Annotated in this window: 20 protein-coding genes; 15 read left to right on the forward strand and 5 right to left on the reverse strand. The window is 69.8% G+C overall.

Annotation, left to right across the window (positions count from 1 at the left end; translation table 11 throughout):
- Nucleotides 1-3: 3 nt before the first annotated feature.
- A complete protein-coding gene (locus OG558_RS31895; RefSeq protein ID WP_405066279.1) occupies nucleotides 4-7,083 on the reverse strand; it encodes a hypothetical protein in 7,080 nt (2,359 codons plus the stop codon).
- 169 nt (nucleotides 7,084-7,252) lie between these two features.
- Here OG558_RS31895 and OG558_RS31900 point away from each other — a divergent pair, with 169 nt between their 5' ends.
- The 13 genes from OG558_RS31900 to OG558_RS31960 all read left to right on the forward strand — a co-directional run bounded on the left by OG558_RS31900 (nucleotide 7,253) and on the right by OG558_RS31960 (nucleotide 19,129).
- Nucleotides 7,253-7,714: a hypothetical protein gene (locus OG558_RS31900; RefSeq protein WP_405066280.1), complete on the forward strand. Its 462-nt coding sequence runs from the start codon at nucleotides 7,253-7,255 to the stop codon at nucleotides 7,712-7,714.
- A gap of 53 nt (nucleotides 7,715-7,767) precedes the next feature.
- Nucleotides 7,768-8,508, forward strand: coding sequence for a hypothetical protein (locus OG558_RS31905; protein ID WP_405066281.1), 741 nt, complete (start codon nucleotides 7,768-7,770; stop codon nucleotides 8,506-8,508).
- On the forward strand, nucleotides 8,508-9,311 hold the full coding sequence (locus OG558_RS31910) for a hypothetical protein (RefSeq protein ID WP_405066282.1): 804 nt from the start codon (nucleotides 8,508-8,510) through the stop codon (nucleotides 9,309-9,311). Before OG558_RS31905 ends, OG558_RS31910 begins: the two co-directional genes overlap by 1 nt.
- Entirely contained in the window at nucleotides 9,302-10,618 is a 1,317-nt protein-coding gene (locus tag OG558_RS31915) for a CpaF family protein (RefSeq protein WP_405066283.1), read from the forward strand. The genes OG558_RS31910 and OG558_RS31915 overlap by 10 nt, the downstream gene beginning before the upstream one ends.
- A 4-nt stretch (nucleotides 10,619-10,622) precedes the next feature.
- Nucleotides 10,623-11,528, forward strand: a complete 906-nt coding sequence (locus OG558_RS31920) for a type II secretion system F family protein (protein ID WP_405066284.1) — start codon at nucleotides 10,623-10,625, stop codon at nucleotides 11,526-11,528.
- Entirely contained in the window at nucleotides 11,525-12,445 is a 921-nt protein-coding gene (locus tag OG558_RS31925; RefSeq protein WP_329478155.1) for a type II secretion system F family protein, read from the forward strand. Before OG558_RS31920 ends, OG558_RS31925 begins: the two co-directional genes overlap by 4 nt.
- A gap of 80 nt (nucleotides 12,446-12,525) precedes the next feature.
- Nucleotides 12,526-12,744 carry a hypothetical protein gene (locus OG558_RS31930; protein WP_328521282.1) on the forward strand — a complete coding sequence of 73 codons (219 nt, stop codon included), beginning with the start codon at nucleotides 12,526-12,528 and terminating at the stop codon, nucleotides 12,742-12,744.
- A gap of 7 nt (nucleotides 12,745-12,751) precedes the next feature.
- Nucleotides 12,752-13,168, forward strand: coding sequence for a TadE family protein (locus OG558_RS31935; protein ID WP_405066285.1), 417 nt, complete (start codon nucleotides 12,752-12,754; stop codon nucleotides 13,166-13,168).
- Nucleotides 13,169-13,176: 8 nt separating this feature from the next.
- Nucleotides 13,177-13,638 carry a TadE/TadG family type IV pilus assembly protein gene (locus tag OG558_RS31940; RefSeq protein ID WP_329478151.1) on the forward strand — a complete coding sequence of 154 codons (462 nt, stop codon included), beginning with the start codon at nucleotides 13,177-13,179 and terminating at the stop codon, nucleotides 13,636-13,638.
- A complete protein-coding gene (locus tag OG558_RS31945) occupies nucleotides 13,625-14,368 on the forward strand; it encodes a TadE/TadG family type IV pilus assembly protein (protein WP_405066286.1) in 744 nt (247 codons plus the stop codon). Before OG558_RS31940 ends, OG558_RS31945 begins: the two co-directional genes overlap by 14 nt.
- A 20-nt stretch (nucleotides 14,369-14,388) precedes the next feature.
- A complete protein-coding gene (locus tag OG558_RS31950; RefSeq protein ID WP_405066287.1) occupies nucleotides 14,389-15,036 on the forward strand; it encodes a hypothetical protein in 648 nt (215 codons plus the stop codon).
- Nucleotides 15,037-15,145: 109 nt separating this feature from the next.
- Nucleotides 15,146-16,093 carry a hypothetical protein gene (locus OG558_RS31955; protein WP_329478145.1) on the forward strand — a complete coding sequence of 316 codons (948 nt, stop codon included), beginning with the start codon at nucleotides 15,146-15,148 and terminating at the stop codon, nucleotides 16,091-16,093.
- 21 nt (nucleotides 16,094-16,114) lie between these two features.
- Nucleotides 16,115-19,129 (forward strand): hypothetical protein, encoded by a 3,015-nt coding sequence (locus tag OG558_RS31960; protein ID WP_405066288.1) that lies wholly within the window; start codon nucleotides 16,115-16,117, stop codon nucleotides 19,127-19,129.
- Between the two features lie 1,431 nt (nucleotides 19,130-20,560).
- On the opposite strand, the gene OG558_RS31965 is transcribed toward OG558_RS31960, so the two are convergent.
- Nucleotides 20,561-21,460, reverse strand: a complete 900-nt coding sequence (locus OG558_RS31965; RefSeq protein WP_405066289.1) for a neutral zinc metallopeptidase — start codon at nucleotides 21,458-21,460, stop codon at nucleotides 20,561-20,563.
- Nucleotides 21,461-21,863: 403 nt separating this feature from the next.
- Here OG558_RS31965 and abc-f point away from each other — a divergent pair, with 403 nt between their 5' ends.
- Together abc-f and OG558_RS31975 are read left to right on the forward strand one after the other, a co-directional pair.
- A complete protein-coding gene (gene abc-f, locus OG558_RS31970) occupies nucleotides 21,864-23,462 on the forward strand; it encodes a ribosomal protection-like ABC-F family protein (RefSeq protein ID WP_405066290.1) in 1,599 nt (532 codons plus the stop codon).
- Nucleotides 23,463-23,487: 25 nt separating this feature from the next.
- Nucleotides 23,488-24,258, forward strand: a complete 771-nt coding sequence (locus tag OG558_RS31975) for an enoyl-CoA hydratase/isomerase family protein (protein WP_405066291.1) — start codon at nucleotides 23,488-23,490, stop codon at nucleotides 24,256-24,258.
- 3 nt (nucleotides 24,259-24,261) lie between these two features.
- On the opposite strand, the gene OG558_RS31980 is transcribed toward OG558_RS31975, so the two are convergent.
- From OG558_RS31980 to OG558_RS31990, 3 genes are read right to left on the reverse strand one after another with little or no spacing between them, the layout of a single operon-like run.
- On the reverse strand, nucleotides 24,262-24,708 hold the full coding sequence (locus OG558_RS31980) for an SRPBCC domain-containing protein (RefSeq protein ID WP_405066292.1): 447 nt from the start codon (nucleotides 24,706-24,708) through the stop codon (nucleotides 24,262-24,264).
- A gap of 20 nt (nucleotides 24,709-24,728) precedes the next feature.
- Nucleotides 24,729-25,058 carry an ArsR/SmtB family transcription factor gene (locus OG558_RS31985; RefSeq protein ID WP_405066293.1) on the reverse strand — a complete coding sequence of 110 codons (330 nt, stop codon included), beginning with the start codon at nucleotides 25,056-25,058 and terminating at the stop codon, nucleotides 24,729-24,731.
- Nucleotides 25,055-25,483: an SRPBCC domain-containing protein gene (locus OG558_RS31990; protein WP_329478131.1), complete on the reverse strand. Its 429-nt coding sequence runs from the start codon at nucleotides 25,481-25,483 to the stop codon at nucleotides 25,055-25,057. The genes OG558_RS31985 and OG558_RS31990 overlap by 4 nt, the downstream gene beginning before the upstream one ends.
- Nucleotides 25,484-25,601: the final 118 nt, after the last annotated feature.

The following is a 25,601-nucleotide window of genomic DNA, read 5'->3' on the forward strand; positions in this document are numbered from 1 at the left end:
CGGTCACGGGCCCGACAGAGACGGCCCGTGGCCGCTCGGTGCGATGGTCCGGCCGGACGCCGCCGAATGCTTCCCGCCCTTGCTCGGCGACGCTGCGAACTCGCGCGCGGTGGTGGCGTAGTCGAGACCCTTGAGCACACTGGCCGGCACCCCGCTCTTCTCCAGTTCGGCGGCCACCTTGGCGCTGAAGCTGCCGTCCGGGGACGAGGTGTTGTAGAGCTTGCGCAGGTCGACCCGGCCCTCTGCCATCCGCACCACGTCGCGATGCAACGTGGCGAAGGCCGAGGCGAAGCCACCGTCGCCGGCACACCGCATCTTCCCGTCGTGGAAAGCCTCGTAGACGCGCTCGGTGCCGTCCTTCTCCCGCATCGCCAGCACCACTGTCCTCCGCTCGGCCTTGGCTTTCGCCAGCGCCTGCAGCAGCGGTTGGTACGGCTGGTGGACCGGTCCCGACGGGCCTTCGACGTACTCTGTCGCCTCCAGGTCCGGTCGGCCCAGGTCGGGCGGCACCGCCTCCAGCCGCGCACCGGCCAGGACGGCGTCCATCGAGGCGCCCTCCTCCATCTGCCGGAGCCCCTCCAGGTACTCGTGCCGCAGCATCTTCACGTAGTACTCGCCGTGGGCCACGTCCCGCAGCTGGGTCGTCCGTGTGGTCTGCGGCGTACCGCGGCCCTTGTCGGTGGTGTGCCGGACGGTGACGTCGTACACGACCGGGATCCGGACCGTGACGAGCTTGCCTTCCTCGATCTTGGTGGCCTCCAGCCGCGTGCCGTGGGCATCGGAGGACTGTTCCTTCACCTGCTCTCCGACCGAGCCGGTGACCGCGACGATGCCGGCGTCGAACCCGCCGGTCACCGTGACCGGGGTGGCGTGGTTGCCGGTGCTCGAGGACCGGGTGGCCTCCTGCCGCCGGCGGACCTTGCCGGACTGTCCGTCCACTCCGTCGTCCTCGAGCACCCAGCCGATCGGCGTGGCGTTGATCGCGACGGCGACCGTGGTGCGGCCGTTGCCGCGCGCCGCCATCGGCACCAGGTGGAGGCCCTGGGCACTGGTCAGCCGCTCGAACTTGGCCTTCAGCGCGGTCGGCTGCAACTGCGCCCCGACCATCGCCTTGTGCTCCGCGAAACCCGCCTCACCGAGGACGCCGGGGCGGCTGAGGAAGGCCCCGACCTCGTCGAACAGGCGATCGGACTCCGGCTCGCCCTTCAGGTACGGCGCGGCCCGCTCGACCGACGCGCTCTCGGGGAGTTCGAACATGCGGTGCTCCGGCAGGCGCTCGTCCGGCGACCGCTGAGCCACGGCGGCCGGGCCGTCGGTGATCAGCCCGCGGGGGACCAGCGCGGTCAGGTCCGCGCGCAGTTGCCGCTGCTGGGACACGGTGGTGACCTCGCCCGGCGTGTTCCGCTCGAGCTTCCACCGCAGGCTCGCCATCGTCGCCGCACCCGCGTTGTGCAACCGGACGACCTCGGTGGTGAAGACGATCTTCCGGTTCACCTTGGCCACGTCGAAGTGACCGGTGCGATCCAGCGTGGTGTTCTGCTCGCCGCTGCCGGCCGTGTGCGTCCGGGTCCGGTCGGTCCCGACACTGCCCGACATGCTTCCGCCCGCACTGTTGGCGTCGGCGGCCTGGACTGTGCCGGAGTACGTCGTCGTGCGGCCGGTGGACCGGTCCCGCTGGGCGTAGTCATAGGCCTGGTTGATGCTGCCCGCCGCGACCTTGGGGATCTCCGGCGTACCGTCGGCCGCTTCCGGAGTGCCGTCGATGGTGATCTCACCCTCGAAGTGCGCCCGGACCCGGACGAGCAGTACGTCGGGTAGCTCCCGCCCCTCGACCGGGACCTCGATCGAGCCGACGTACCCGCGCGGACCGAGCATGTCCTCCAGGTGGCCCTGGTAGCTGTCCGGACTCAGATCGGCCTTCAGCTCGGCGCCGAGCAGGGGACTGGCCTGCTGTAGGCCGGGCGCGACCTCCTCGATCTGCTGGTTGATCAGCGCGAGGAGCTCGACCTCGTCGTCCGGCTTGCCCTCGGGGGTGATCGACTCGAGCTGGCTCGACGCCAGGCTGGCGTCGTACGCGCCGGACAGGTGCACGATCCGGGGCTGATCGGCCAGCTGCTCGACCCGTTCAGCCGCGGTCTCCAGCCGCTCGCTCGGCGTCGGTGCGTGCGGCATCGGCACCTTGGTCTGCCGCACCACCTTCTCGGTCAGGCGTTCGTCGGTGTGCGTTGCCGCGAGGCCCGTGGTCACACCGGCCTTCTCCTGCCGGTAGCGACGGACGAAACCGGCCGCGGTCCGCGGATCGAGCTCGAGCTCGCCCTCCAGGTATCGCTCGGCGGCGTCGGCCACGACCGGCAACGGCAGGTCGAGCTTCCGGCCCGCGTAGAGCTCCAGGGCACGGCGTTCGGCCATCGCCTTCTGCGCCAGGGCGTCCTCCAGCGGCACGGTCTGGATGACGCGCCCGTCCTGGACGATGTCCGCGACCAGCTTGTACCGCTCGAGGAACTCGTAGTGCGTGCCGCCGTTGACCAGCAGGCGTTCCTCACCCGAGGTCTGGCTGTTCGAGGTGGACTGCGACCTCCCGCCGGTCCGCCCGATCGTGGCCCCACCCGACCAGCCGGAGCCGTCGGCCTCGGTCAGTCCGCCGCCTCCGTCGACACTCAGCCCACCGGAGTGCGACGTACCGGATGTCAGGCCGACGTCGGTCATCGTGAAGTTGATGTCGACCGTGGTCTGCTCACTGATCGCGGCGAACGTGAGGGCGGTGGCCTCGCCGCGGATGACGATCTGGAGCTGTTGCGGCAGCAGGGTCCGGTCCTCGAGGGCCTGGGCCGGGTTCGCCGGTGCCGGGATGACGACCATGGGCAGCTCGTAGCTGCCGTTCATCCAGTCCCGGTTCGCGACCAGGCTGTCGGGGGAGAGGAACGTGTGCAGCTGCTGGAAGGCGCTGGAGTCCGTACGGATCGTGCTGACGGCCGAGAAGATCCGGTCGGCCGGGTTGCCCGCATCCACCGCGACCGGGATCGCCTGCCGAACGGCGAGCGCGCTCGGTGCCTTCGGGTCCGCCTCGAACACCGGCGCCTCGGCCCGGGACAGCGCACTGTCGTACTCGACCTCGAAGCTTCCGCGGACGTCGGCCAGCGGCTCGGAGTCGCCCTTGTCGGTGACCTCGGCGAAGGTGATCCGGGCGCCTTGCCTGAGCCGATCGGTTTCCGCGCTGCTCTCGTTCAGCGTGACCCGCTGCACCCGCCGGCCGACCGTCCAGCTGAAGCTCCGGCCGAGCGCGTTGCGGCTCAGCTTGATGCCGAGCCGGCCGGCCCAGCCCCGGACACCCGGCGCCGGACCGGATTTGGCGCCGACCCCACCCGAGATCGGGACTGCCTTCGATCGTCCGGACGTCCGCCCGGTGGCGCGCGAACTGATGCCGAGCCGGACGATGTTCTCCGTCGTACTGGTGCCGCGCCCCTGGACGTCGTCGAAGTCCTGGGTGACGGACAACCGGAAGTTGCGGTAGTGCGGCGCCCGGCCGGTGCGGTGGTCGTCGAGGACCACGATCAGGCCACCCTGACACGCCTGGTTCAGCCCGGCCTCGATCCGGGGCGCGGCGATCTGCTGGGTGATCCGGTCGTAGTTGGCCAACTGACTGGCCCGGCGCAGCGGATCCCTCGGCATCTTGTCCTGGCGCGGCTTGAGCCTGGAGTCCAGCGGTGGCACCAGACCCATCGCACTCAGCTTCAGCAGCGCCTGCCGCTGGGTCTCCTCGGCACCGCGGAGGTTCTGCGGCAGTGCTTTCCCCGGGCCGCGCAGCTGGTTCTCGCCGCGACCGAGCCACGGCGGCAGAGTCCGCGGTCCGGTCGGCGGCTCGGGGTCGCCGCGCAGCAGCACCCGGTCGTCCTGGTCGAACCGCATCGCGCCGTCGGGCTCCCGCCGTACGGCGTTCTTGTCCGCGCGTCCACCCGCCCGCAGCAGGTCGTTCTCCGGGACGCGCAGCCGTGCCTTCCAGGTGTCCGTGATGACGATCGGCTCGGACTTGCGGTCGTTGACCTTGCGCAGGGTCGCCTTGACCCTCAGGTCGACGATGACCCCCTGGGTGGGGCCCTGGTTGCGGTGCACGGCCGGGGTGATCGAGGTCGAGCTGACCGCCTGCCCGCCTTGGCGTGAGACGGTGCGACCGACCGAGACGCTGGGCGAGAGGTCCGCGCCGGATCCACCGACATCGTTCAAGGCCTTCGGGCTCGGCAGGAAGCCGGGGACCGGCTGGCCGGCCACCGCCTTGCCCGGGAAGGCCAGCGAGGCCGTGCCGGTCAGCGACGTGCCGTAGGACTGACTCGCGTTGACTCCGGCGAAGTCGACCAGAACCTCTTCCTGCCACATCTCGGAGCTGGACTCACCGCTCAGCTCGGCAGTGCTCCAGACCGGTTCCACCTCGAGGGTGAGCTCGTACTCCGTCTCGCCGCCGGACGGGATCGGCCTGGTGATACCGCCGGGGGCGGTGGCCTCTCTGAGCAGGCGGTGCGAGTCCTGGGTGATCAGTCCGCTGATGTGGTCGTAGGTGACGCGGTCGATCCCGCCGTACTTCCGCTTGGCATGGGCGACCATGCGGTCGTTGAGGCGCTGTGGACCGCTGATCCTGGTGACGGTGTGCCGCGGGAACTCCGTCGTGCACTCCGCGCCGCGGTCGAGCTCCGCCAGCGACACCGTGTCAGCCGGTGGCTTGACGGTGTAGGCGCTCGACACCCACGTCAACTGCAGGCCCGCGTCGGCCGGCTCCACCGGAGACCAAGGCTCGGTGGGTGAGTTGCGGACCTCGATCTCCCACTCGCCGGACCACTCGTAGAGCAGGGACTCGCCCCGGTTGACGTCGACCCAACCGGACTGGTGGTGGGCGGTGGCGCCACTGGTCTCGGCCAGCGTGCGGCCCGTGGAGACCTCGCCGCGCGGCGAGAGTAGCTGGGACGCGACGTGCAGGGGCGTCCCGGGTGCGGCCATGGCGAGGAACGGCTGGACGTTGACACCGACCGTGGCGTTCGACGCGTGGGTGCTGGTGGTGGCGAAGCTCTGGCCGCCCTCGCCGAGGGTGCCCGACATCTGCTCGGCCAGGTCGTAGTCGCGATCGACCACCTCGGTCACGTCGCGCGGTTTCATCCGGAGCCGAACCTGCGTGATCCGGGTGACGTCGTCGTCCGGACTGCCGCCGACGGTGAACACCATGCCGTCGGGGGAGAGCAGCCGGCGGTACTCGGCGCCAGGCATCGGGATCGGCGCGTCGGACCCGAGCCGCTCACGACAGTCGTACTTGGCGAGCACCTGGTTGATCTCGTCGAGCGGCACGGTCAGCGGCTTGCCGGTCGGTACGCCGGTCTCCAGCAGATCCTTGACCGGCGTCGCCTGATCGACGCTGCTCTCGTAGACCTCGACGCGTTCCCCGGCTTGCCGGGCCAGCTCGGCGATCCGGGTCCGCGAACCGTTCGCGTCGAGCTCGCTCAGCAGGGCCTGATAGCCGGCCAGCGCCTGCCGGGCGTCGGTCGCCGCCCGTCCGTACGCCCCGGCGATCTCGGTGTGCCGCCGCGCTTTGTTGCCGGCCGCAACGGCCGCGACGCGCAGCTTGCGGGCCCGCTCGGGCGCGCCGAGATCCTTCCCGGTCTCCTCGTTCTGAGCGTCGCGCTTGTTCTGATCGGCCTCGGTGATCGCCGCGGCGGCACTGAGCGTCTTGGTCCGTGCCTTGCCCTCCAGGTCCCCGACCGCGGCTTCCAGCGTCGTGATCTGCGCGACGACCTGCCGGCGGAGGTGGCCCGGCGTGTGCCGCGCGGGCGTGGCGTCCGCCTCGGCGCGAGCGGCGGCGAGGCCGGTCTCGGATGCGTCGGCGGTGGCGATCGCGTTGACCGCCCAGGGGAGTGCGGGCTCGGTGCCGCTCCGGCGTCCGATCGCCTTCGCCAGGCCCTGGATGTCCTGCTCGCGCTCCGCGACGCTGCGCGGACCGGTGGGCCGTCCGTTCGCGAGCGTCTCGGCCCGCGCTTGCCGCCAATCCTGCGTCAGCAGTTGGTACGCGGCGTTGTCGGCCCGGACACGGCGATCCCGCCCCTCGTGGCCGAAGGCCGACCGCAGCCGGCCGAGGATCCCGGTCGGCCGCTCGGCCTTCGCGGCCGCGAGTTGCTGCGTCAGCAGGGAGAGCTGGTGCGCCCAGATGTGCCGGTACTGCGTGTCGGCGAGGCCGGGCGCGATCCGCAGTACGTGCGGGTCGTTCGCCGTACCCGAGCGGAGCCGGCCCTGCGCCACCAGGCCGCCGACCGTGGGGAGCACCTCGACCCGGACATGCTGAGGTACGTCGCTCGCCGTCATCCTCACCACGGCCAGCTCGGCCTGCGGATCGACGGCCGGCTTGGCGGTGAGGGACGAGCCGAGCTCGTCCTGAGTCATGGTCTCCAGGACATTCAGCGCGGTGCGCCGGTTCTGCTCCGGGTCTCCCGCGGCACCTGTCACCAGGCCGGTGCCGCGGATCGCTCGGGTCAGCGTCTGGCGACGCGACGGCCGGCGATGGTTGGTGCCGACCAGGGGACGATGGCGTCCGGGAGAGGAGCGGGCGGGTGCCGTCACGGCGAGCAGCCGAGCGTCGCGGCTGATCTGCTGCGATGCCGACACGACCTCGGACGTCGCGACCGGCTTCGACGTACCCGGTAGGCGCTCGAGTCGAGCGGCGGCTTCCGGGGAGTCCGGCGCCGCGCTTCGGAGCGCGACCCGGAGCATCGCCTCGGCCTCGGTCCGCCGCGATTGGTCCAAACCGGGGACATGGAGGAACCGATCCAGCGCTGCCGTCGCTCCGGCCGCGGGCGATTCGCCGCGGACGCGGGCGACCTCGGCGCCGAGTACGCCGACAGCCTCGGCCAGCAACCGGTCGTCGTGAGAATGGTCCGCGGCCCGGCGGCTGAGTTGTGCCTCCAGCGCCCGGACGACGTACGCCGGCAGGACGTCCTGCCGGCTGGTCAGCCAGACCCGGCCGTCACTCAGCGGCACTGCCGCCGGATAGACGATGCCGAGGGCGGTTCCGATGGCCGTTCGGGCCCGGACCGCCGGCTCAGGGGCGGCCATCGTGGGTGTCGTCAGCCGACCCACCCCCTCCCGTAGGTGCCTCGGTGCTCACCAGTTGTCACCAAGACGTCTGCTTCCGGAATCTAGCAAACTTTCGGTTACTCGCCAGCTACTCGGAACACCCGAACTGTTAACGATTTACGCCCGTCGGCCCCCTAGGATCACGCGCATGGACGACCGGTTGGGTTCATCGGAGTGGAGCGTGCCCGAGGCGCGGAACGTGGTTGCCCAGTTGCGGCACGTCGCGGCCGAAGGCCCGGAGTACGACGGTGTCGAGCTCTTCCTCGCTCTGTGTGACTATCTCGACGAGCTCCACGGCGGGGCCGGATTCGACCGGGTGTTCACCGGGTCGGAGCGGTCCGCGCTGGCCGGCGCCGTACGCCGGATTCACGGGCGGAGCGCCGTACCGGATCGGGACGGGGAGCGGCTGGTGCAGCCGGTGAACGCGGCCGTCACGCTGACCGAGGGGCGGGCGCTCGCGGCCGAGCTGGAAAGCGCTGACGCATGGCAGCGGGAGCTGGGTCTGGCGCTGCACGGGCTGTACAGCTATCTAGACCAGTTGTACGGCGGACCGGGCGCCTTCACCGACCTGCTGACGACTGCGGAACGGGACCGGGTCGCGAGCCGGTAACGGCACCGACCTGGCGGCCCGGATGGCACCTCGCTGCCATTACGGTAGGGCGCGTGAGTCTCTCGTCCTCCACGCGCACACCCTCCCAAGGCACCCGCGGAGCGGGCCGATCGGCGGGCGGTGGCGCGACCCGCCTCCCGGGCAGACGGGAGCGCCGTCCGGCCCTGGCCGCGCTCGCGGTCATCCTGATCCTGCTCGGCGCCGCCGGGTCCGCCCTGATCGCGCTGAACAGCGGCAACCGGTCCGACTTCGTCGCGATCGCCCCCGACAAGCTCGCGCCCGGCCACCGGATCGAGCCCAAGGACCTGTCCCGTGGCGACCTCGCCGGTGCGACCGGCGGCCTGATCCCGTGGTCGGAGGCGAACAAGTACCTCGGCCGCTACACCACGACCTGGCTCTACAAGGACCAGTTCGTCACGCCGGACAACTTCACCAAGGACGGCGCCAAGCCCATCCCGGCCGACGGTGCACTGGTCGGTGTCAGCCTCGAGGCGGGCCGCGCGCCGTCGGACGGACTCGACGTCGGCGACATGGTGTCGGTGATCCGGGTCCCGGCGGCCACCGGCGACTCGGGGATCCCGACCACGCTGGTCAAGGCCGCCGAGATCACCTCGACCGCGGGTGCCGTCACGGACCCGAAGACGAGCGCCAGCACGACCTTGAACGTGACAGTGCTGATCCCGACCGACCAGTCGATGCCGGTGGCCGCTGCCGCCGCGGCGAAGACCCTGGTGCTGGTGAAGCTCGCGCCGGGGACCAGGCCCGACGTCTCGCGGACCGACGGGACCAATTGATGGCACTGGTGGCATTGGCGAGCGCGAAGGGCTCGCCCGGGGTGACGACTGCCAGTCTCGTCTTCGGCGCGCTCTGGCCGCGGCAGGTGCTGCTGGCCGAGTGCGACCCGGCCGGCAGCGATGTGGCGATCCGGATGACCGCACCGGGTGGTGCGGCGCTCAACTCCGACCGTGGCCTGGTCAGCCTGGCCGCCGCGAGCCGGAAGGGCCTGGGCGACGAGGTGATCCTCGCGCACAGCCAGCAGCTCGACGGTGGTCTCGACGTACTGCTCGGCGTCCGTTCACCTGAGCAGGTCGGTGGCATGGGCGGACTGTGGCATCCGCTCGGCGTCTCGTTCAACCAGATGCAGAACGGCGACGTACTGGCCGACTGTGGCCGGATCGGCGCATCGTCGCCGCAGCTTCCCGTCATCCAGTCCGCGCGGCTCGTCGTACTCGTGTGTACGGCGACCGGGTCGTCGGTCGCGCACCTGCGGGAGCGACTGTCCTCACTGGTGCACCATGTCGACGCACAGCTCGGCGTGGTCGTGGTGGCCGACCCGAAGCGGCGCGACGGGGTCAAGCAGGTGTGGACCGTGCTGGACGCGATGTCCGTGCCCGTTCGGCACCGGTGGCATCTGGCGTACGACCCGGCCGGTGCGGCGTTCTTCGACGGGCGTGGTCACGGCCGGCTCGACAAGACGCCGCTGATCCGGTCCGCGACCGATATCACCGCAGAGATGGCCGCACTCGTCGCGGCGCCACCGCAGCAGGACTTCGACATGGCCCAGGCCGCCTTCCCGCCGCAGGGGGAATGGCAGTGAGCGCTGATCAGGAGCTTGTCCGCAAGTTGCGGGTCCAGGTCGCCGAGCGGCTGAACGAACAACGCCGCCGCGACCAGGTGAACGGCGTACCGCCGATGAGCGCCGAGGACGAGCGCGAGTACGCCCGTTCGCTGATCGTCCAGGTGCTCGAGGACCACGCCCGCTACGAACTCGCCGACGGCCGGACGCCGCCGACTCCGGACGACGACGCGCAGATCGCCGGCGCGATCCACTCGGCGCTGTTCGGCGTCGGCCGGCTGCAGCCGCTGATCGACGACCCCGAGGTCGAGAACATCGACATCAACGGCTGCGACCAGGTCTTCGTCCAGTACGGCGACGGCCGCGAGGAGATGCTGGGAGCGGTCGCCGAGAGCGACGACGAGCTGGTCGAGCTGATCCAGGTGCTGGCCGCCCACGCCGGCCTGACCAGCCGGCCGTTCGACTCCGCCAACCCGCAGCTCGACCTGCGGTTGCCCGACGGCTCCCGGTTGTCGGCGGTCATGGGTGTCACGTCGCGTCCCGCGGTGTCCATCCGGCGCGCGCGACTGGGCCGGGTGTTTCTTCGCGACCTGGTGGCCAACGGCACGATGTCCGACGACGTCGGCTCGTTCCTGCGGGCCGCGGTCGCGGCGCGGAAGAACATCATGATCGCGGGTGCGACGAACTCCGGGAAGACCACGCTGCTGCGGGCGCTGGCCAACGAGATCGGTCCGTCCGAGCGGCTGATCACGGTCGAGCGGTCGCTCGAGCTGGGCCTCGGCGAGTTCAAGGACCTGCACCCGAACGTGGTCGCGTTCGAGGAGCGGCTGCCGAACTCCGAGGGCGTCGGCGAGGTCAGCATGGCCGACCTGGTCCGCCGCTCGCTGCGGATGAACCCCTCGCGAGTGATCGTGGGTGAGGTGCTGGGTGACGAGATCGTGACGATGCTGAACGCGATGAGCCAGGGCAACGACGGCTCGCTGTCGACGATCCACTCGAACAGCTCGATGGAGGTGTTCAACCGGATCAGCACCTACGCGATCCAGGCGACGGAGCGGCTGCCGATGGACGCCACCCAGATGCTGATCGCCGGCGCGCTCGACTTCGTCCTGTTCGTCCGCAAGCACAACGACTATCAGCACGGCGGCGGCCTGAGCCGGTACGTCGAGAGCATCCGGGAGGTGACCGGCTGGGACGGCAGGGTGCTGTCCGGCGAGGTGTTCGCGCTCGGACCGGACGGCCGGGCCGCGGCGCACGCGCCGATCGCCTGCATGGACGAGCTCGAGCACTTCGGGTACCAGCCCCTCGTGCACGGAACGTGGGCGTGACGCGATGAACGACAGGACGCTGCTCGCCCTGCTCTGCGGCGCGGTCGTCGGCGGCGCCGTACTGCTGCTGATCGTCGCGATCCGCGGCACCGAGCCGCGGGAGGAGACCCCCTCGGTGTTCCGCCGCGGCAACGCCGAGAGCCGGAAGAACCTGATCCGGTTCGGCGTCGGGATCGGCGTCGGTCTGATCGTCCTGGTCGTAACCCGCTGGTTGGTCCTGGCGGTGGCCCTCGGCCTGTTGGCGGCGATGGCGGACCGCTTCTTCGGCGGCACCGGTGAGGAACGTCGCGCGATCGAGCGCCTGGACGCACTGGCCACCTGGACCGAGGCGCTGCGCGACACGATCGCCGGCGCGGTCGGCCTGGAGCAGGCGATCCCGGCGACCGCGGTGAACGCGGCCCCGGCGATCAAGCCCGGCCTGAACCTGCTGGTCGACCGGTTGCGCATCCGCGAACCGTTGCCCTCGGCATTGATGCGGTTCGCCGACGACCTGAACGACCCGTCCGCCGACCTGATCGTCGCGGCCCTCGTACTCAACGCCCGGCTGCGCGGACCCGGTCTGCGCGAGGTGCTCAGTGCTCTGGCGGACTCGGCCCGCGAGGAGCTCGACGTACGGCGGAAGGTCGCGGCGGAACGCCGATCGACGCGGCGCAGCGTGCAGGTGGTGGTCGCGATCACGCTGATCATGGCGGCCAGCCTGGTGCTGTTCAATCCGACGTACATGCAGCCGTACACGAGCTTCATCGGGCAGGTCGTGCTGGCCGTCGTGATCGCGCTGTACGCGCTCGGGCTGATCTGGCTGCGCCGGCTCGCCAAGATCGAGGTGCCCGAGCGGTTCCTGATCAGGAGCGACAACGCCCAGCGGGGCAACCGGTCCGGTGACCAGCGGATGGAGGTGGTGGGCGGATGACGTGGGCCTTCATCGCCGGCGGTCTCGTCGGCCTCGGCGTGTACCTGGTGGTCCGGATGTTCATCAAGCCGGCAACCAACGTGCTGTCCACCATTGCCCGGATCGACGCCGGCCGGGGCGGATACACCAGTGGCGCGACCACCAGTGCGGCCGGCGAGCGGGTGCTCGGCGGCGTCGACCGGGCTCGCGAGACGCTCGGGCGGCGGCTGGAGCTCGAGGCGAACGCTCGCGGCTGGGCGTTCGGGAAGCTCCGCCGCGACCTCGCGGTGATGAACCAGCCGTTCGCGGCGATGCTCGCGACCAAGGTGTTCTTCGCGCTCGGGGCGATGATCTTCATCCCGCTCGTGCTGTTCCTGTTCGGGGCGATCGGTCTCAGTGCGCCCGGCGCCAGCCCGGCGATCGTGACGCTGGCCGCGATGGCCCTGGCGTTCTTCCTACCTGACCTGGCGTTGCGGCAGGAGGCGGAGAAACGGCGCCGCGACTTCCGGCACGTGGTCGGCAGCTTCCTCGACCTGGTCGCGATGAACCTGGCCGGCGGCCGCGGCCTGCCCGAGGCGCTGATGACCGCGTCCACCATCGGCGACCACTGGGCGATGGCCCGGATCCGGCAGGCCCTCGCGAACGCGCGGCTGATCGGCATCACGCCGTGGGACGCGATGGCCCGCCTGGGCGAGGATCTCGGCGTCGAGGAACTGCGCGACCTCGCGTCCGCCCTGGCGCTGGCCGGTGACGAGGGCGCGAAGATCCGCGCATCGCTGCTGGCCCGGGCCGCGTCCCTGCGACGCAAGGAGCTGGCCGACGTGGAAGGCAAGGCGGGTGAGCGCTCCCAGTCGATGCTGGTCGCGCAGCTCGTCATGATCGCGGCGTTCTTCCTGTTCCTGGCCTTTCCGGCCGGCGCGGCGATCCTCGGGAGCTAGTGGGATCCAACGGACGAAGTTGTCCGTCGTAGAGGGCATACTGAGGCCTGCTTCGGCCTCACGATTCGGAAGGCTAACGGATGATCTCGGAACTACAGTTCTGGCGGGCGATGGCTGGTTACGCGATGGCGCGTGCCCACGCTCAACGAGCCCGGGCACGCCAGGGCCGGACCGATCTCGGCGCCTCCGCCCTGGAATGGGCGATCATCTCGGCGATCCTGGTCGCCGCCGCGCTGGCGATCGGCGTGGTCGTCAAGCGCGTCATCACCAAGCGGACCGGCGAGATCGACCAAGGCTGACCCGATCATGCGTTTCCGCCCCCGCTCGGAGCGCGGCGTCAGTTCGCTCGAGCTGGCGATCCTGGCGCCCGCGATCCTCGCGCTGATCTTCATGAGCATCCAGACCGCGCTTTGGCTGTACGGGCGGTCGGTGGCGCTGAACGCCGCACAGGAAGGGGTTTCCCGGCTGCGGCTGGTCCAGCCGCCGGTCTACACGACGGGTGTGGGGGAGAAGGTCCGGGCCGACATCGAGTCGTACGCGCAACAGGTCGGTGGGACGTCACTGCAGCATGCGAGTGTCGCGCCACCGTCGTACAACAATCCCGAAGGCATGGTCTCCTTCACCGTCACCGGTGAGACGGTCTCGCTCGTCCCCGGCCTGACGCTGAAGGTGAGCCGCACCGCCACCGGCCCGATCGAGCAGTTCGAGGCCGACGACAAGTGAGCCAGGAGATGACGCGGAGACTGGGGATCCGCTGCCGCCGCATGGTCGGACGGCGGCGCGAACGCGGCGCACTGGCGCTCGAGCTGGCGGTTCTGGCGCCGGTCCTGCTGGTGCTGTTCATGTTCCTGCTCGCCTGCGGCCGCTACTTCCAGACTTCTTCGCTGCTGGAGGGTGCCGCCCGCGACGGCGCCCGCTCCGCGAGCCAGGCACGCTCATTGACCGATGCCCAGGCGCGGGTCGACCGGGCCGTCAGCGATGCGATGGGCCAGGCAGTCAAGTCCTGCAAGGAAACCGCGTCCGGCAGCATCACCACCGGGTTCACCGCCGGGGCGCCGCTGTCCGTCGAGGTGAGCTGCACGATCAACTACCGCGACCTCGGGCTGCTCGGCCTCGGCGGCGACACCACCATCACCAAGCGATTCACCTCGTCGCTCGATCCGTACCGGGGGGTGCGCGGTGACGGCTCCTGATCGGCACCGGATCCTGGAGTTCTTCCGGATCGATGCCCCCGGCAACCATCGGATCGCGGTCGGCCGGGGTGCCCTGAGCCCCGCGGTGGCGATCCTCGCGGTGATGATCTTCACCCTGGCCGGCCTGGTGATCGACGGCGGCCGCCAGCTCGGCGCCCGCTCCCGCGCCGTCGGCTACGCCCAGGAGGCGGCCCGCGTCGGTGCCGCGGCGATCCAGCTGAACAACGCCGAAGCCAAGATCGACACCACCAAGGCGGCCATCGCGATCAACGGCTTCTGCGCCCAGGTGAAGTCCAACGACTCCACCGTCACCTCCTGCGGCCCGACCACCCTGACCGACGAGCAGGTCGACATCCAGGTCGACATCGCCAACAAGACGACGTTCCTGGGCCTCATCGGCAAACAGAGCCTCAAAGCCGTCGGCACCGGCCAGGCCCACGCCGAGCAGGGCATCAAGAAGGCCGACGACAGCCCGACGATCCCTTCGATCGTGGTCAACCGGACCCCGGACGACCCCGGCGCACCCATCACCACCGCGGTGCCACCGACCATCGACTTCCCCTGCCCGACCTGGACCGTCGGCTCACCGACCCCGATCTGGACATTGACGCCGTTCCCGTTCCCGGCTACGTGCACGCCGAACGTGACGCCGACGCCGGACCCGTCGTCCTCTCCGCCCGGGAGTCCGCCGCCCGGGACGCCACCCACCTCCACCCCGCCAAGCCGCTAGAGACCGAAGGAATGTCATCCGTGCGTAGGTTCGCTCTCCCCGCCGCGGCGCTGGCCGGCGTTCTGCTGCTCTCCGCCTGTGGCAGCAAGGACTCCAACGACGGCGGTCTACCAGTGCCGGCCGGCGGCGACTCCGGCACGACAACCTCGAGCACCCCGTCCACCGGGACGAGCGAGCCCACCACCGAACCGTCGCAGACGGCCTCGACAGCCAAGCCCACCTCGCAGCCGAAGGCGCAAGTCATCGTCCAGGCCGGGAACTTCGCGTCGAATGCCGCCGTCCAAGGCCTCGTGAGCAGCTATCCGCTGTACTTCCAGGCCCTGGTGTCGAAGGACGACACCGTGCTGAAGAAGTCCTTCCCGTCCTTCTGGTACGCCGACGTGTCACAGGCGATCTTCGATGCCCAACGCAACGGCTGGGTGATGCGCCCACCGGGCAGCGTGGTCGTGATGGGCGTGCAGAACCAGCCGGAGGGCATCGTCCGGGTGAAGACATGCCGGTCGCAGACCACGCAGTACTGGGATCTCAAGGCGAAGAACTGGATCGAGGTCACGCCGAAGGGAACGCCTCAGGTCATCGACATGGTCCGGACGGGACGTGGCTGGCTGCCGTACCGGCTGGCTCCGTCGACCGGCGTCAGCTGCTCAGGCGTGCATTATCCGGCCTAGAGCAGAACGCGAGGATTCACATTCCGAATAGGTGACGGGTCAGTGAGCAACGGGCATGATGCCCCTGGTCGAAGATAATCTGCCGGGTAGCCGAGTCTGGGGAGTGAGGATGCACAACCGAGTGGGCCGCGGACTGCTCGTTCTGAGCGCCGTGCTCGCGCTGCTGATGGCGGTCCCGGCCACGACGGCCACCGCGGACACCATCCAGACCGGCAACAAGGTCTGCAGCATGTACGTCAACTCGATCGGCTTCGGCGCGTACTGCAGCTCCGGCCTGGCGTACGTCGGTGGGACACCGCCGCCGACCTGGCGCGAGCGACTCGCCGGCCGGCCGTTCATCCCGTGCCGCGACTTCGACATTCCTGACGGGATCCGCCTGCCGCAGGCGCCGGAGGGCAAGAGCTGGGTCATGCGGATCACGATCACCGGCTACAAGCTGGACAGCTACAACGGTGGGCCGCACGCGCACCTGGAGCGGGCCTATGTCGCGGTCGACGCGGCCGAGCGCGCCCAGTGCCCGTTCCCGGACTACATGAAGGACTTCTGGTGGCCCTTCAAGAGCACGTACCCGGATCCGGCGCTGCAGATCATGCCGACGTACACGCCGCGGGTGAACGTGCCCGCGTACTTCACGCTGACCCCCGAGAGCTCGATGGCAGGCAAGACCGACGGGCGGACAGTGGATCCGAAGGAGTTGACCAGCGGGTACTTCGACCAGAGACACAACCTCACGATGCGCGGCATGGTCGTCCAGATCGTGATCGACCCAGGTGACAACACCGGTACGTTCACGTGCCCGGTCGGTGTGACGCCGTTGGACGACCCGGACGGATACGACCAGTCGCAGGACCCCGAGCACCAGATCAACCCGTGCAAGCACGTGTACACGCGGTCTAGTGCGAACCAGCCGGACGGCATGTACACGGTGAAGCTGACCATTACCTGGGAGGTCTCGTACTGGGTCGGCCAGCACTCCGGCTGGATCTCGATCGGCAAGGCTGATGTGCATGCGGTGCAGCGGTTGCCTGTGCAGGAAGTTCAGGCTATCGGTGGTTAACGGTGGGGGTATGGAGGCGTGATGGTCAGGACGAATGAACCGGTGCGGGCGGCGCGGTTACCGCAGCGAGGGTCGGGCAGTCCGGGGGCGGACCGGCTGAAGGGGTTCGTCGCGCTGCTCGCGATCCTGGCGATCGTCGGCGGGGTCCCGTACGTCCTGCTGCGGTTCTTCGGCACGCCGTGGCCGGACAAGATGCCGAGCAGCAGCATGCTGTTCAGCGAGTTGAGCATCGAGACCGTCCTCGGCATCATCGCGTTCTTCATCTGGGTGGCCTGGCTGCACTTCGTGATCTGCCTGATCGCGGAGGCGGTCGCGGAGATCCGCGGGCACGGCCTGTCGCCACGGATCCCGTTCGGCGGCGGTTCGCAGACCATGGCCCGCCGGCTGATCGGGACCGTCGTACTCATCGCCGCGGGAGCCGGCGTCAGCCTGCCGGTCGCCAGCGCAGTAACGACAAGCGTCGCGACGCCGACCTCGGTCACCGTGACGCAGGGCGGCGAGCAGGGGTCGACGGCGCAGTTCCGCCAGACCGAGGCTCGCAGCACTGTGCTCAGTGGTAACCAGGCCAAGACGACCACGCACACCGGCGTACGAACGAACCACGACCACAACGGTCAGGTCATCAAGTACACCGAGGTCCGCCCGCCACAGGGCCGGAACTACGACTGCCTGTGGGACATCGCCGAGCGGTACCTGGGCGAAGGCCGGCGGTACAAGGAGATCTACGACCTCAACAAGAACAAGCTGCAGCCCGACGGCCGTCGCCTCACCAACCCGGACCTGATCCTGCCGGGCTGGCAGGTCCGCCTGCCCGGTGACGCTAAGGGCCCGGGTGTGCATACGGTCCGGGTGAACATCGAGGACCACAGCAACACCAAGCTCCCCACGGGCTCGAAGGTGACCACGGGCACCAAGACGACGACCGGGTCCAAGACCACCACCGGCAGCAAGGTGACCAGCGGCTCAGAAACGAAGACGACGCCCGGAACGGGCAGCCGCTGGTCCGAGCAAGGCGCCGAGTCCGGTTCGACGATCACCATCGGCAACGCGAAGAACGACCCGGGCGCGAAGACCGTCAAGCCGGGGGAGCCCGGCATCACGGTCGGCCCGCACGGTCCTGGTACGTCGGAGTCCGAGCCGGGCGACCCGGCCGCCGGTGGCACTCAGGTGCCCGAGGCAACGCCGGTCACGACGGACGGCGGGTTCAGTCTGACCGATGCCGGCATCTACGGCTTCGGCGCGACGTTGCTCGCGGCCGGCCTGGCGCTGGCGCTGAAGCGGCGCCGCGGCTGGGCGCTGGGTCCGGGCCCGAAGGCGGCCGGCCATCGGCAGACCGAGGTCGGTCTGCGGCTGGCCTCCGACATCCCGACCGCGCAGTTCGTCGACAACGCGCTGCGGAAGCTCGGCGCCGACATGACGCAGGCTCAGCGTCCGATGCCGAAGGTCGTTGCCGCACTGGTGACGGACCGGGCACTGACGCTCGTGCTCGACCCGTACGAGGCGCCGTCCGCACCGCCCGGTCCGTGGCAGGCGATTGCCGAAGGCACCCGCTGGACGCTGCGTCGCGGCTACGCGCCGACTGGTGACGTCACTGCGCCCGCGCCGTACCCGACCCTGGTCACGATCGGCCAGAACGCCGATGGCGCGACCGTGCTGGTCGACCTCGACACCGCGAACGGCATCGTCAGCTTCGGCGGGGTGAACAACCCGTCCCGGGACGTGGTCGGCTCACTCGCGGTCGAGCTGGCGACGAACCTGTGGTCCGAAGGCGCACACATCAGCATGGTCGGGTTCGGCGACGACCTGTCGTCGCTGGCGCCGAGCCGGCTGAGCTACTGGGTCCGGCTCGACGACGCGATCGCCGAGGTGGCTAACCGTACCGACGCCCAGGTGCAGGCCTGTGCGCGGCGTGACCTGAGCTCGGTCGCCGACGCGCGGATGGCGTACCCGGACCCGGTGCTGTGGGGCGCGGAGATCATCTTCGTGTCCGCGCCGCCGTCACCCGAGGAGCAGGACCAGCTGAACCGGCTCGCCGCGGATCAGCAGCGGAGCATCGCGGTGGTCGTGGTCGGCGACGTGATGAACTCGCCGTGGCGGTTCGTGGTGGACGAGAAGAACCAGGCGGTCTGCCGGCTGCTCGGTCTCGAGGTCGATGCCCACAGCATCGACCCGCAGCAGTTCGCCAACCTGGTCGCGCTGTTCGACGCGGCCGAGTCGGACTCGCGGGACAAGCGCCGGGCCGAGCAGGACATGCCGGCGTACGAGTTCTCCGGCACCGACCTCAGCCAGCCCGCACCGGTCGAGGTCGACCTGCTCGGGCCGGTCGAGGTGGATGCCCGCGGCACCATCGACGACGGCCGGATCCAGCTGTCGACCGAGATCATCGCGTTCCTGGCCAGCCAGGACTACGGCGTCCACCCGAACGTGCTGGCCGGTGCGATCTGGCCGCGCGGCATCAGCGACGAACTGCGCGACGCCGCGCTCGACCACACCCGTCGCTGGGTCGGCATGGACGCGATGTACGCCGACGAGTCCGGCCGCTGGATGCTGAACCGCAGCATCGTCCGGGTCGACTGGGACGTGTTCCGCACGCTGGCCAAGCAGGCGACGATGATGGACGACCCGCGCGGGCCGCTGTCGACGGCGCTGAGCCTGGTGCACGGCCCGGCCTGGTCCAACCTGCCAGCGGGTCGCTATTCGTGGCTTGCCGCCTCGGGGATCGAGCGGCGGATGGTGGAGTCCGTGGTCGACGCGGCCCTGCGGCTGGCGGAGTCGGCGCTGAACCACAACGACGGCAACCTGGCCCGCACCGCACTCCAGACCGGCCTCAGCTTCTCGCCGGCCTCCGAGGAACTGTGGCGAGCCACGCTCCGCCTGGCCTCGCACTTCGGCACCGCCGCCGACGTCACCAACGTCGCCGGCCAGCTGTACGCCGCCCTCGCCAAGCACGGCGGCCCCCGCGGCCCCGAAGCCGAGACCGACGCCCTGGTCGACGAACTCCTCCCGGGCTACCACCGCCCAGCCGCAGTCGCCTGACCCACCCGAAACCGCCCGTACCCCGGATCCACACCGGGTACGGGCGGTTCGTCGTACCAGCCTCACGCACGCATGTCAGTCCTCCTCCGTCACCAACACCGTGTGCCTGCCGCATTGGAGGGGTAACCGGCTCCTCTGCTCAGGTCTGGGTGATCGTCGGCCGGGTGTGCTGGTCGGGATAGGGGCGATGTTCGGGGTGGGCAAGGTGGAGGGTGGGCCGATGCTGTGCCGGGCGGCTCCAGCGGGCTCGTTCCCCTGCGGATCGGTCCACCTCTGGTGACCTGGGACAGGTTCTGGTGGGTCGAGACAGGCAATTCCATGTCCCAACCCACCACGACCCGTCCCAGCCCACCGGCCGCAACCCACCACACAACCCGTCCCGACCCACCCGGCCCCAACCCACCACAACCCGCCCCGACCCACCCGGCCCCAACCCACCACGACCCGTCCCAGCCCACCGGCCCCAACCCACCACAACCCGTCCCGACCCACCGACCCCAGCCCACCGGCGCCCCGGTCCCCGCCCCGCGCTGTGTGTCCGCGCGGACAGGTCCTGAGCGTGCCATTCCATGGGCCCGCCAAACCTCACCGCGAGCCCGGCAAACCTGTCTGGCCGGTGGTCTCACCGATGACCTACCGCAACCGGCCAGCCACCACATCACCGGCTAGCACACCCAGCACACCGCTGCCCCGAGCACCAAACTCGCCTTCCTCATGGCCACAGATCTCAACCAGGCGACCGCGTGCACCAGTTCAAGGCCCGTCACCTCACCCGCACAGCAAGCACAAGAACCGGATATCCCCTGAAGTTGCCACTTCTCCCGCCTTGATCTGTGGAGAGAAGGGGGTAGTTGGGGGTTATCCGCTGCCGTTGTGGGTTCTCCCCTCGTGCACCAGGGGAGAACCCGCAACGGGATGGGAGATCCGGCGCTTCAGTTGGGTCGGTGGGTGTTGCCCGTGCCGTCGAGCGGATCGCCAGGCCATCACAACGAGGCGACGACGATGGCCTCCCACGGACGATCGCAGTGTCTCGGTGATTGTGATGGCCTGGAAGTCCGCCTGCACCCGCCCGCGGCGGTGGCGGGGTGGGCGATGCCGCGTCGCTGACCGGACCTGCAGCACTCACCAAACAGGGCGATGCCAGACAGGCCCCGCTCGGCCCCGAGCACTCGGCGGCTGACGACCGGGTTTAGTGAGTGCCCCACGTCCGCCCAGGCCACGACCCGCGAGCCGGCCGGGGCAGGCTGGGGAGGATCTCCCACCCGATCCGGGATCCGGGACGAGATCCTCCCCACCCCGGCGGGAACCGACACAACACGGCCGACCGCCGAGACGCCAAGGAGACGAACGAACCACCCACGGATACGTCAGAAGAGCCGGATATCCCGTCAAATGCCGGACGGGACGGGAGGGGTGATAGTCGGCGGACGGTCAGAGCGGGTTGGCGGACCAGGTGTCGCAGGCGGTCATGTCGCCCGAGTCCATGCCGGTCTTGAACCACTTCATCCGCTGCGCGGCGGTGCCGTGGCTGAAGCTCTCCGGGGTGACTTGGCCCTGGGTCTTCTCCTGGATGCGGTCGTCGCCGACGGACGCGGCGGCGTCGAGGCCGCGCGCGATGTCGTCCTCGGTGAGCTCCGTGATGAGCGGCTGGCCGCTCTTGTTGGGGACCGTGGTGGCGTGGTTCGTCCAGATGCCGGCCAGGCAGTCGGCCTGCAGCTCGGACCGGACCGAGTCCGAGGTCGGCCCGTTGCGGCTCTTGATCCGGTCGAGGATGCCGTAGAGGTTCTGGATGTGGTGGCCGTACTCGTGGGCGACGACGTACGCCTCGGCGAACTCGCCGCCGCGCGCGCCCAGGTCCGTCTGCAGGGTCTTGAAGAACCCGATGTCCAGGTACACCCGCTTGTCCGGCGGGCAGTAGAACGGTCCGACCGCGCTGGTCGCCGGCCCGCAGCCGGTGCTGACCGAGCCGTCGAACACCCGCATCGGCGCCGGGATGTACTTCTTCCCGCGCCGGGGCAGCTCCGCGGCCCAGAAGCTCTGGATCGAGTTCTGGTAGAAGACGAACCGGCAGTCCGAGTTCTGCTGCAGGTCCGAGCCCTTCTTGCAGGAGTCGAGGTTGCCGGCCGCAGTGTTCTGGACCGCCGGTTGGTCGCCGCTGTCGCTGCCGGGCAGGCCGCCGCTGAGTAGCAGGATGACGACCAGCAGGATGATGCCGCCGATGCCGCCGCCGACCGGGATCATTCCGCCGGGCAGGCCGCCGCCGCGTCCGCCACTACCGCGGGTGTCCTCGACACTGCTGGTGTCGAGATCCGCGTCCGGGTTGAATTTCACCTGGGGCGTCGCGGGGAATCCCCATCGTTCAGGACGGGGAGCGACCGCGACTCCCTCCTTCCGAGATCGGGGACTGTCGGTCCCGGCTGATTGGGTAGGTGGCATGTCTGTGTTCCACCTGTACCCAACTGCCCCACAGCAGGCATGCCCGGCACAGGTGGAAACGCCCGGATGTGAACGTGGCGGCAGTCGACATCGCGGCCGGACGGGCGGTCAGCGCGCGCCGGGAGACGACCGGAGGGGTCTCGCCGAAGCGTGAGCCTCAACTCGCTGCCTCCGCGTCCGGGTTGAATTTCACAGCACTTAGACTAGACCTCGGTGCGGGGGATTCTGCCGTGTCGTGACGCAGTGCTTTCGACCCGCCACAGACCGACTCCTCGACCCAAGGACGCCTGCCACCGCGATGATCAATGTCTCCAATCTCGAGGTCCGCGTCGGCGCCCGTCAGCTCCTCGCCCCCGCCTCGTTCCGGGTCGGGCCGGGCGACAAGGTGGGGCTCGTCGGCCGCAACGGCGCCGGCAAGACGACGCTGACCAAGATCCTCGCCGGTGAGGGCCTCCCGGCGAGCGGCTCGGTCACGTCGTCCGGTGAGATCGGCTACCTGCCGCAGGACCCGCGCACCGGCGATCTCGACGTACTCGCGCGGGACCGGATCCTGTCCGCCCGCGGCCTCGACGACGTCGTACGGCGGCTGCGGAGCGCCGAGAAGTCGATGGCCAGCGCGGACGACAAGACCCGCGCGAAGGGCATGCGGCGGTACGAGCGGGCCGAGGCGGACCTGCACGCCGCCGGTGGGTACGCCGCCGAGTCCGAGGCGGCCCGCATCGCGGCGAACCTCGGCCTGCCCGACCGCGTCCTCGGTCAGCCGCTGGGCACGCTGTCCGGTGGTCAGCGCCGGCGCGTCGAGCTGGCCCGGATCCTGTTCGCCCAGGCGGAGACGCTGCTGCTGGACGAGCCGACCAACCACCTGGACGCCGACTCGATCGTCTGGCTGCGCGACTTCCTCAAGTCGTACGCCGGTGGCGTGATCATGATCAGCCACGATGTGAACCTGCTCGAGGAGACCGTCACCCGGGTCTTCCACCTGGACGCGAACCGGGCCGAGATCGACGTCTACAACGTCGGCTGGAAGGCGTACCTGACGCAGCGCGAGACCGACGAGCGGCGCCGCAAGCGCGAGCGGGCGAACGCGGAGAAGAAGGCGACCCAGCTGGTCGACCAGGCGAACAAGATGCGCGCCAAGGCGACCAAGGCGGCCGCGGCCCAGCAGATGCTGCGGCGGGCCGAGCGGTTGATGTCCTCGCTCGAGGACGAGCGCAAGCAGGACCGGGTCGCGAAGATCTCGTTCCCGACGCCGGCGCCGTGCGGCAAGACGCCGCTGATGGCGCGCGAACTGTCGAAGTCGTACGGCTCGCTGGAGATCTTCACCGACGTGGACCTGGCGATCGACAAGGGCTCGCGGGTGGTCGTGCTCGGGTTGAACGGCGCGGGGAAGACCACATTGCTGCGGGTGCTGGCCGGGATCGAGAAGTCGGACACCGGCGAGGTGATCGACGGGCACGGGCTCAAGCTCGGGTACTACGCGCAGGAGCACGAGACGCTGGACGTCAACCGGACCGTGCTCGAGAACATGAAGTCCGCCGCCCCGGATCTGAACGAGACGCAGGCCCGAAGCGTGCTCGGCTCGTTCCTGTTCACCGGCGACGACTCGGACAAGCCGGCCTCGGTGCTGTCGGGTGGCGAGAAGACGCGCCTCGCGCTGGCGACCCTGGTCGTCTCGGCGGCGAACGTCCTGCTGCTCGACGAGCCGACCAACAACCTGGACCCGGCGTCGCGGGCCGAGGTGCTCAACGCGATTCGCTCGTACGCCGGTGCGATCGTCCTGGTCACCCACGACGAGGGCGCGGTCGAGGCGCTCGAGCCGGAGCGGGTGCTGCTCCTGCCGGACGGCGTCGAGGACCTCTGGACGAACGACTACGCCGACCTGGTGTCGCTCGCCTGACCTACTCCGCAGTAATGTTCGGCTCATGACGGATCTGGGACTGCGGTTCACGGTGGACGGGCCGGTCGCGCGGGTTGTGCTGGACCGGCCGGAGGTGCGCAACGCGCAGACGCCGGCGATGTGGCGGGCCTTGGCCGAGTTCGGTACGGCGCTGTCACCCGAAGTCCGCGTGGTCGTCGTGTCGGGGGAGGGGCCGTCGTTCTCGGCAGGTCTCGATCGGCGGCTCATCATTGGCGAGAACGAGTTGGGCGAGGAGCCGCTGCTGAGCCTCGGGGCGAAGCCGACCGCCGAGGTGTACGAGCTCATCGCCGGGTTCCAGGCCGGGTTCTCGTGGTTGCGGCGGCCGGAGATCGTGAGTATCGCCGCGGTCCAGGGGCACGCCGTCGGCGCCGGCTTCCAGCTGGCCCTGGCCTGCGATCTTCGCGTCGTCACCCCGGATGCCCGCTTCAGCATGCGTGAGCCAGCGCTCGGCCTCGTCCCCGACCTGGGTGGCACCCAGCCATTGGTCCAGTTGGTCGGCTACTCCCGCGCGCTGGAGATCTGCGCGACCACGCGCTGGGTCGAGGCGGCCGAGGCGAAAGAGCTCGGCCTGGCGAACATCGTCGTACCGGCCGAGGAGCTTGCCGGGACGGTGAAGGATCTCACCGACGCACTGCTCGGCCCGCTCCCCGGAGCGATCCGCGAGACCAAGGCGTTGCTCCTCGGTGCCGCGGATCGCTCGTATCAAGAGCAGCTGAAGGCCGAGCGGGAGGCCCAGGAGCGCCGGTTGAAGGAGCTCCTGGCCGCCCTCGGGTGAGACCTAGTGCCAGTTGCTGATCTGGACGTCGCGCGGAGCGGGATCGCCCTGACCGGTTTCGACGTACTTCTTCAGGCTCAGCAGGTACGAGCCCCACTTGGTGCTGCAGTGGTACATGAACTCGACCGGCTCCTTCCAGCCCTCGTGCCGGAACAGGACGATCGTGTACTCGTCGGCCGTGCTCAGCTCGAAGCTGACGTGCGTACCCATCCACTCCTCGGGGCCGTCGACGACCTCCCAGCGGACGAGCTTGCCCGGCTCGACGTCCAATACCTTCATGTCGAACCCGCCGCCGGCCACGGGGAACTGGAATCGGAGCACGCCGCCGACCGATTCGTCGCCTTGCGTGTCGTCGGTCCACCAGCCCGCGAGTCCGGGGATCGTGGTGAGGGCGGTGGTGACGTCCTCGGGGGACGCCGTGATGCCGATGCGGTGCAGGATGTCTACCATGTCGATTCCTCTTTCTGATATCAGTTGGTGTGCTTGCGCTGGATGGTCTCGGCGATGCGCTTGATCCGCTGCAGCCGGCCGTCCCAGGCCTCGCTGACGGATGCCATTTGCGCGACAGCCCGGGCGAGCTGTGCTTCGTCGACGGTGTAGCGGCGTTCCCGTCCGGACGGGGTGGAGTGCACCAGCCCGGCCCGGTCGAGGACGGCGAGGTGCTTGGCGACCGCCTGCCGGGTGACCGGCAGCTGATCGCTGAGGCTGGTCGCGGTCCCGCCGCTGCCGGCCAGCAGCAGGTCGAGCATCCGGCGCCGAGTCGGGTCTCCGATCGCCGACCAGAGCTCGTCGTCGATCACGGCCTCGCCGCCAGCCGATCTACGTACGGCGCGAGGCGGGGGAGGAAGTAGTCCCAACCGCTGACGTGGTCGTGGTACACCTCGTCCGGCTTGGCGGCCTCGTCGTACCCGGTCTCGGCGAACCGCAGCAGCGTGCCACCGTCGGACGGGATCAGGTCGAACGTCACCAGCACCGAGTTGGCCGCGGTAGCGACCTCGCCCTCGTAGTCCCAGCGGAACGAGAACCGCCGGGGCGGGTCGGTCTCGACGACGGTGAGCGCGACATTCATGTCACCGAACGAGACTGTCCCGGTCGCGCCGGCCACAGGCTCGAGGTCCGCGTCGTCCGGCCACCACTCGCGCAGGTGCTCCGGCGAACTGACCACCTCGTAGACGACCTCCGGCGAAGCCTCCACCCGAATCTCCCGCTCGATGCTCCTAGCCATCCCAGCCACCCTTCCTTTCGCAACCTTTGGTTGCCTATGACTGTAGGGCACGGATCCGTGATGCGCAACCATCGGTTGCAGGAAAGATCTGTCCGTGCCGTGCGGGAAGATTGAGCTG

The sequence above is a fragment of the Kribbella sp. NBC_01510 genome (genome assembly GCF_045040325.1).
Lineage (GTDB): Bacteria > Actinomycetota > Actinomycetes > Propionibacteriales > Kribbellaceae > Kribbella.

Excerpts from the sequence above, each read along its gene's own strand:
- OG558_RS31895 (WP_405066279.1), bottom strand. The coding sequence starts at position 7,083 with ATGGCCGCCCCTGAGCCGGCGGTCCGGGCCCGAACGGCCATCGGAACC.
- OG558_RS31900 (WP_405066280.1), top strand. The coding sequence starts at position 7,253 with ATGGACGACCGGTTGGGTTCATCGGAGTGGAGCGTGCCCGAGGCGCGG.
- OG558_RS31910 (WP_405066282.1), top strand. The coding sequence starts at position 8,508 with ATGGCACTGGTGGCATTGGCGAGCGCGAAGGGCTCGCCCGGGGTGACG.
- OG558_RS31915 (WP_405066283.1), top strand. The coding sequence starts at position 9,302 with ATGGCAGTGAGCGCTGATCAGGAGCTTGTCCGCAAGTTGCGGGTCCAG.
- OG558_RS31920 (WP_405066284.1), top strand. The coding sequence starts at position 10,623 with ATGAACGACAGGACGCTGCTCGCCCTGCTCTGCGGCGCGGTCGTCGGC.
- OG558_RS31925 (WP_329478155.1), top strand. The coding sequence starts at position 11,525 with ATGACGTGGGCCTTCATCGCCGGCGGTCTCGTCGGCCTCGGCGTGTAC.
- OG558_RS31930 (WP_328521282.1), top strand. The coding sequence starts at position 12,526 with ATGATCTCGGAACTACAGTTCTGGCGGGCGATGGCTGGTTACGCGATG.
- OG558_RS31935 (WP_405066285.1), top strand. The coding sequence starts at position 12,752 with ATGCGTTTCCGCCCCCGCTCGGAGCGCGGCGTCAGTTCGCTCGAGCTG.
- OG558_RS31940 (WP_329478151.1), top strand. The coding sequence starts at position 13,177 with ATGACGCGGAGACTGGGGATCCGCTGCCGCCGCATGGTCGGACGGCGG.
- OG558_RS31955 (WP_329478145.1), top strand. The coding sequence starts at position 15,146 with ATGCACAACCGAGTGGGCCGCGGACTGCTCGTTCTGAGCGCCGTGCTC.
- OG558_RS31960 (WP_405066288.1), top strand. The coding sequence starts at position 16,115 with ATGGTCAGGACGAATGAACCGGTGCGGGCGGCGCGGTTACCGCAGCGA.
- abc-f (WP_405066290.1), top strand. The coding sequence starts at position 21,864 with ATGATCAATGTCTCCAATCTCGAGGTCCGCGTCGGCGCCCGTCAGCTC.
- OG558_RS31975 (WP_405066291.1), top strand. The coding sequence starts at position 23,488 with ATGACGGATCTGGGACTGCGGTTCACGGTGGACGGGCCGGTCGCGCGG.
- OG558_RS31980 (WP_405066292.1), bottom strand. The coding sequence starts at position 24,708 with ATGGTAGACATCCTGCACCGCATCGGCATCACGGCGTCCCCCGAGGAC.
- OG558_RS31990 (WP_329478131.1), bottom strand. The coding sequence starts at position 25,483 with ATGGCTAGGAGCATCGAGCGGGAGATTCGGGTGGAGGCTTCGCCGGAG.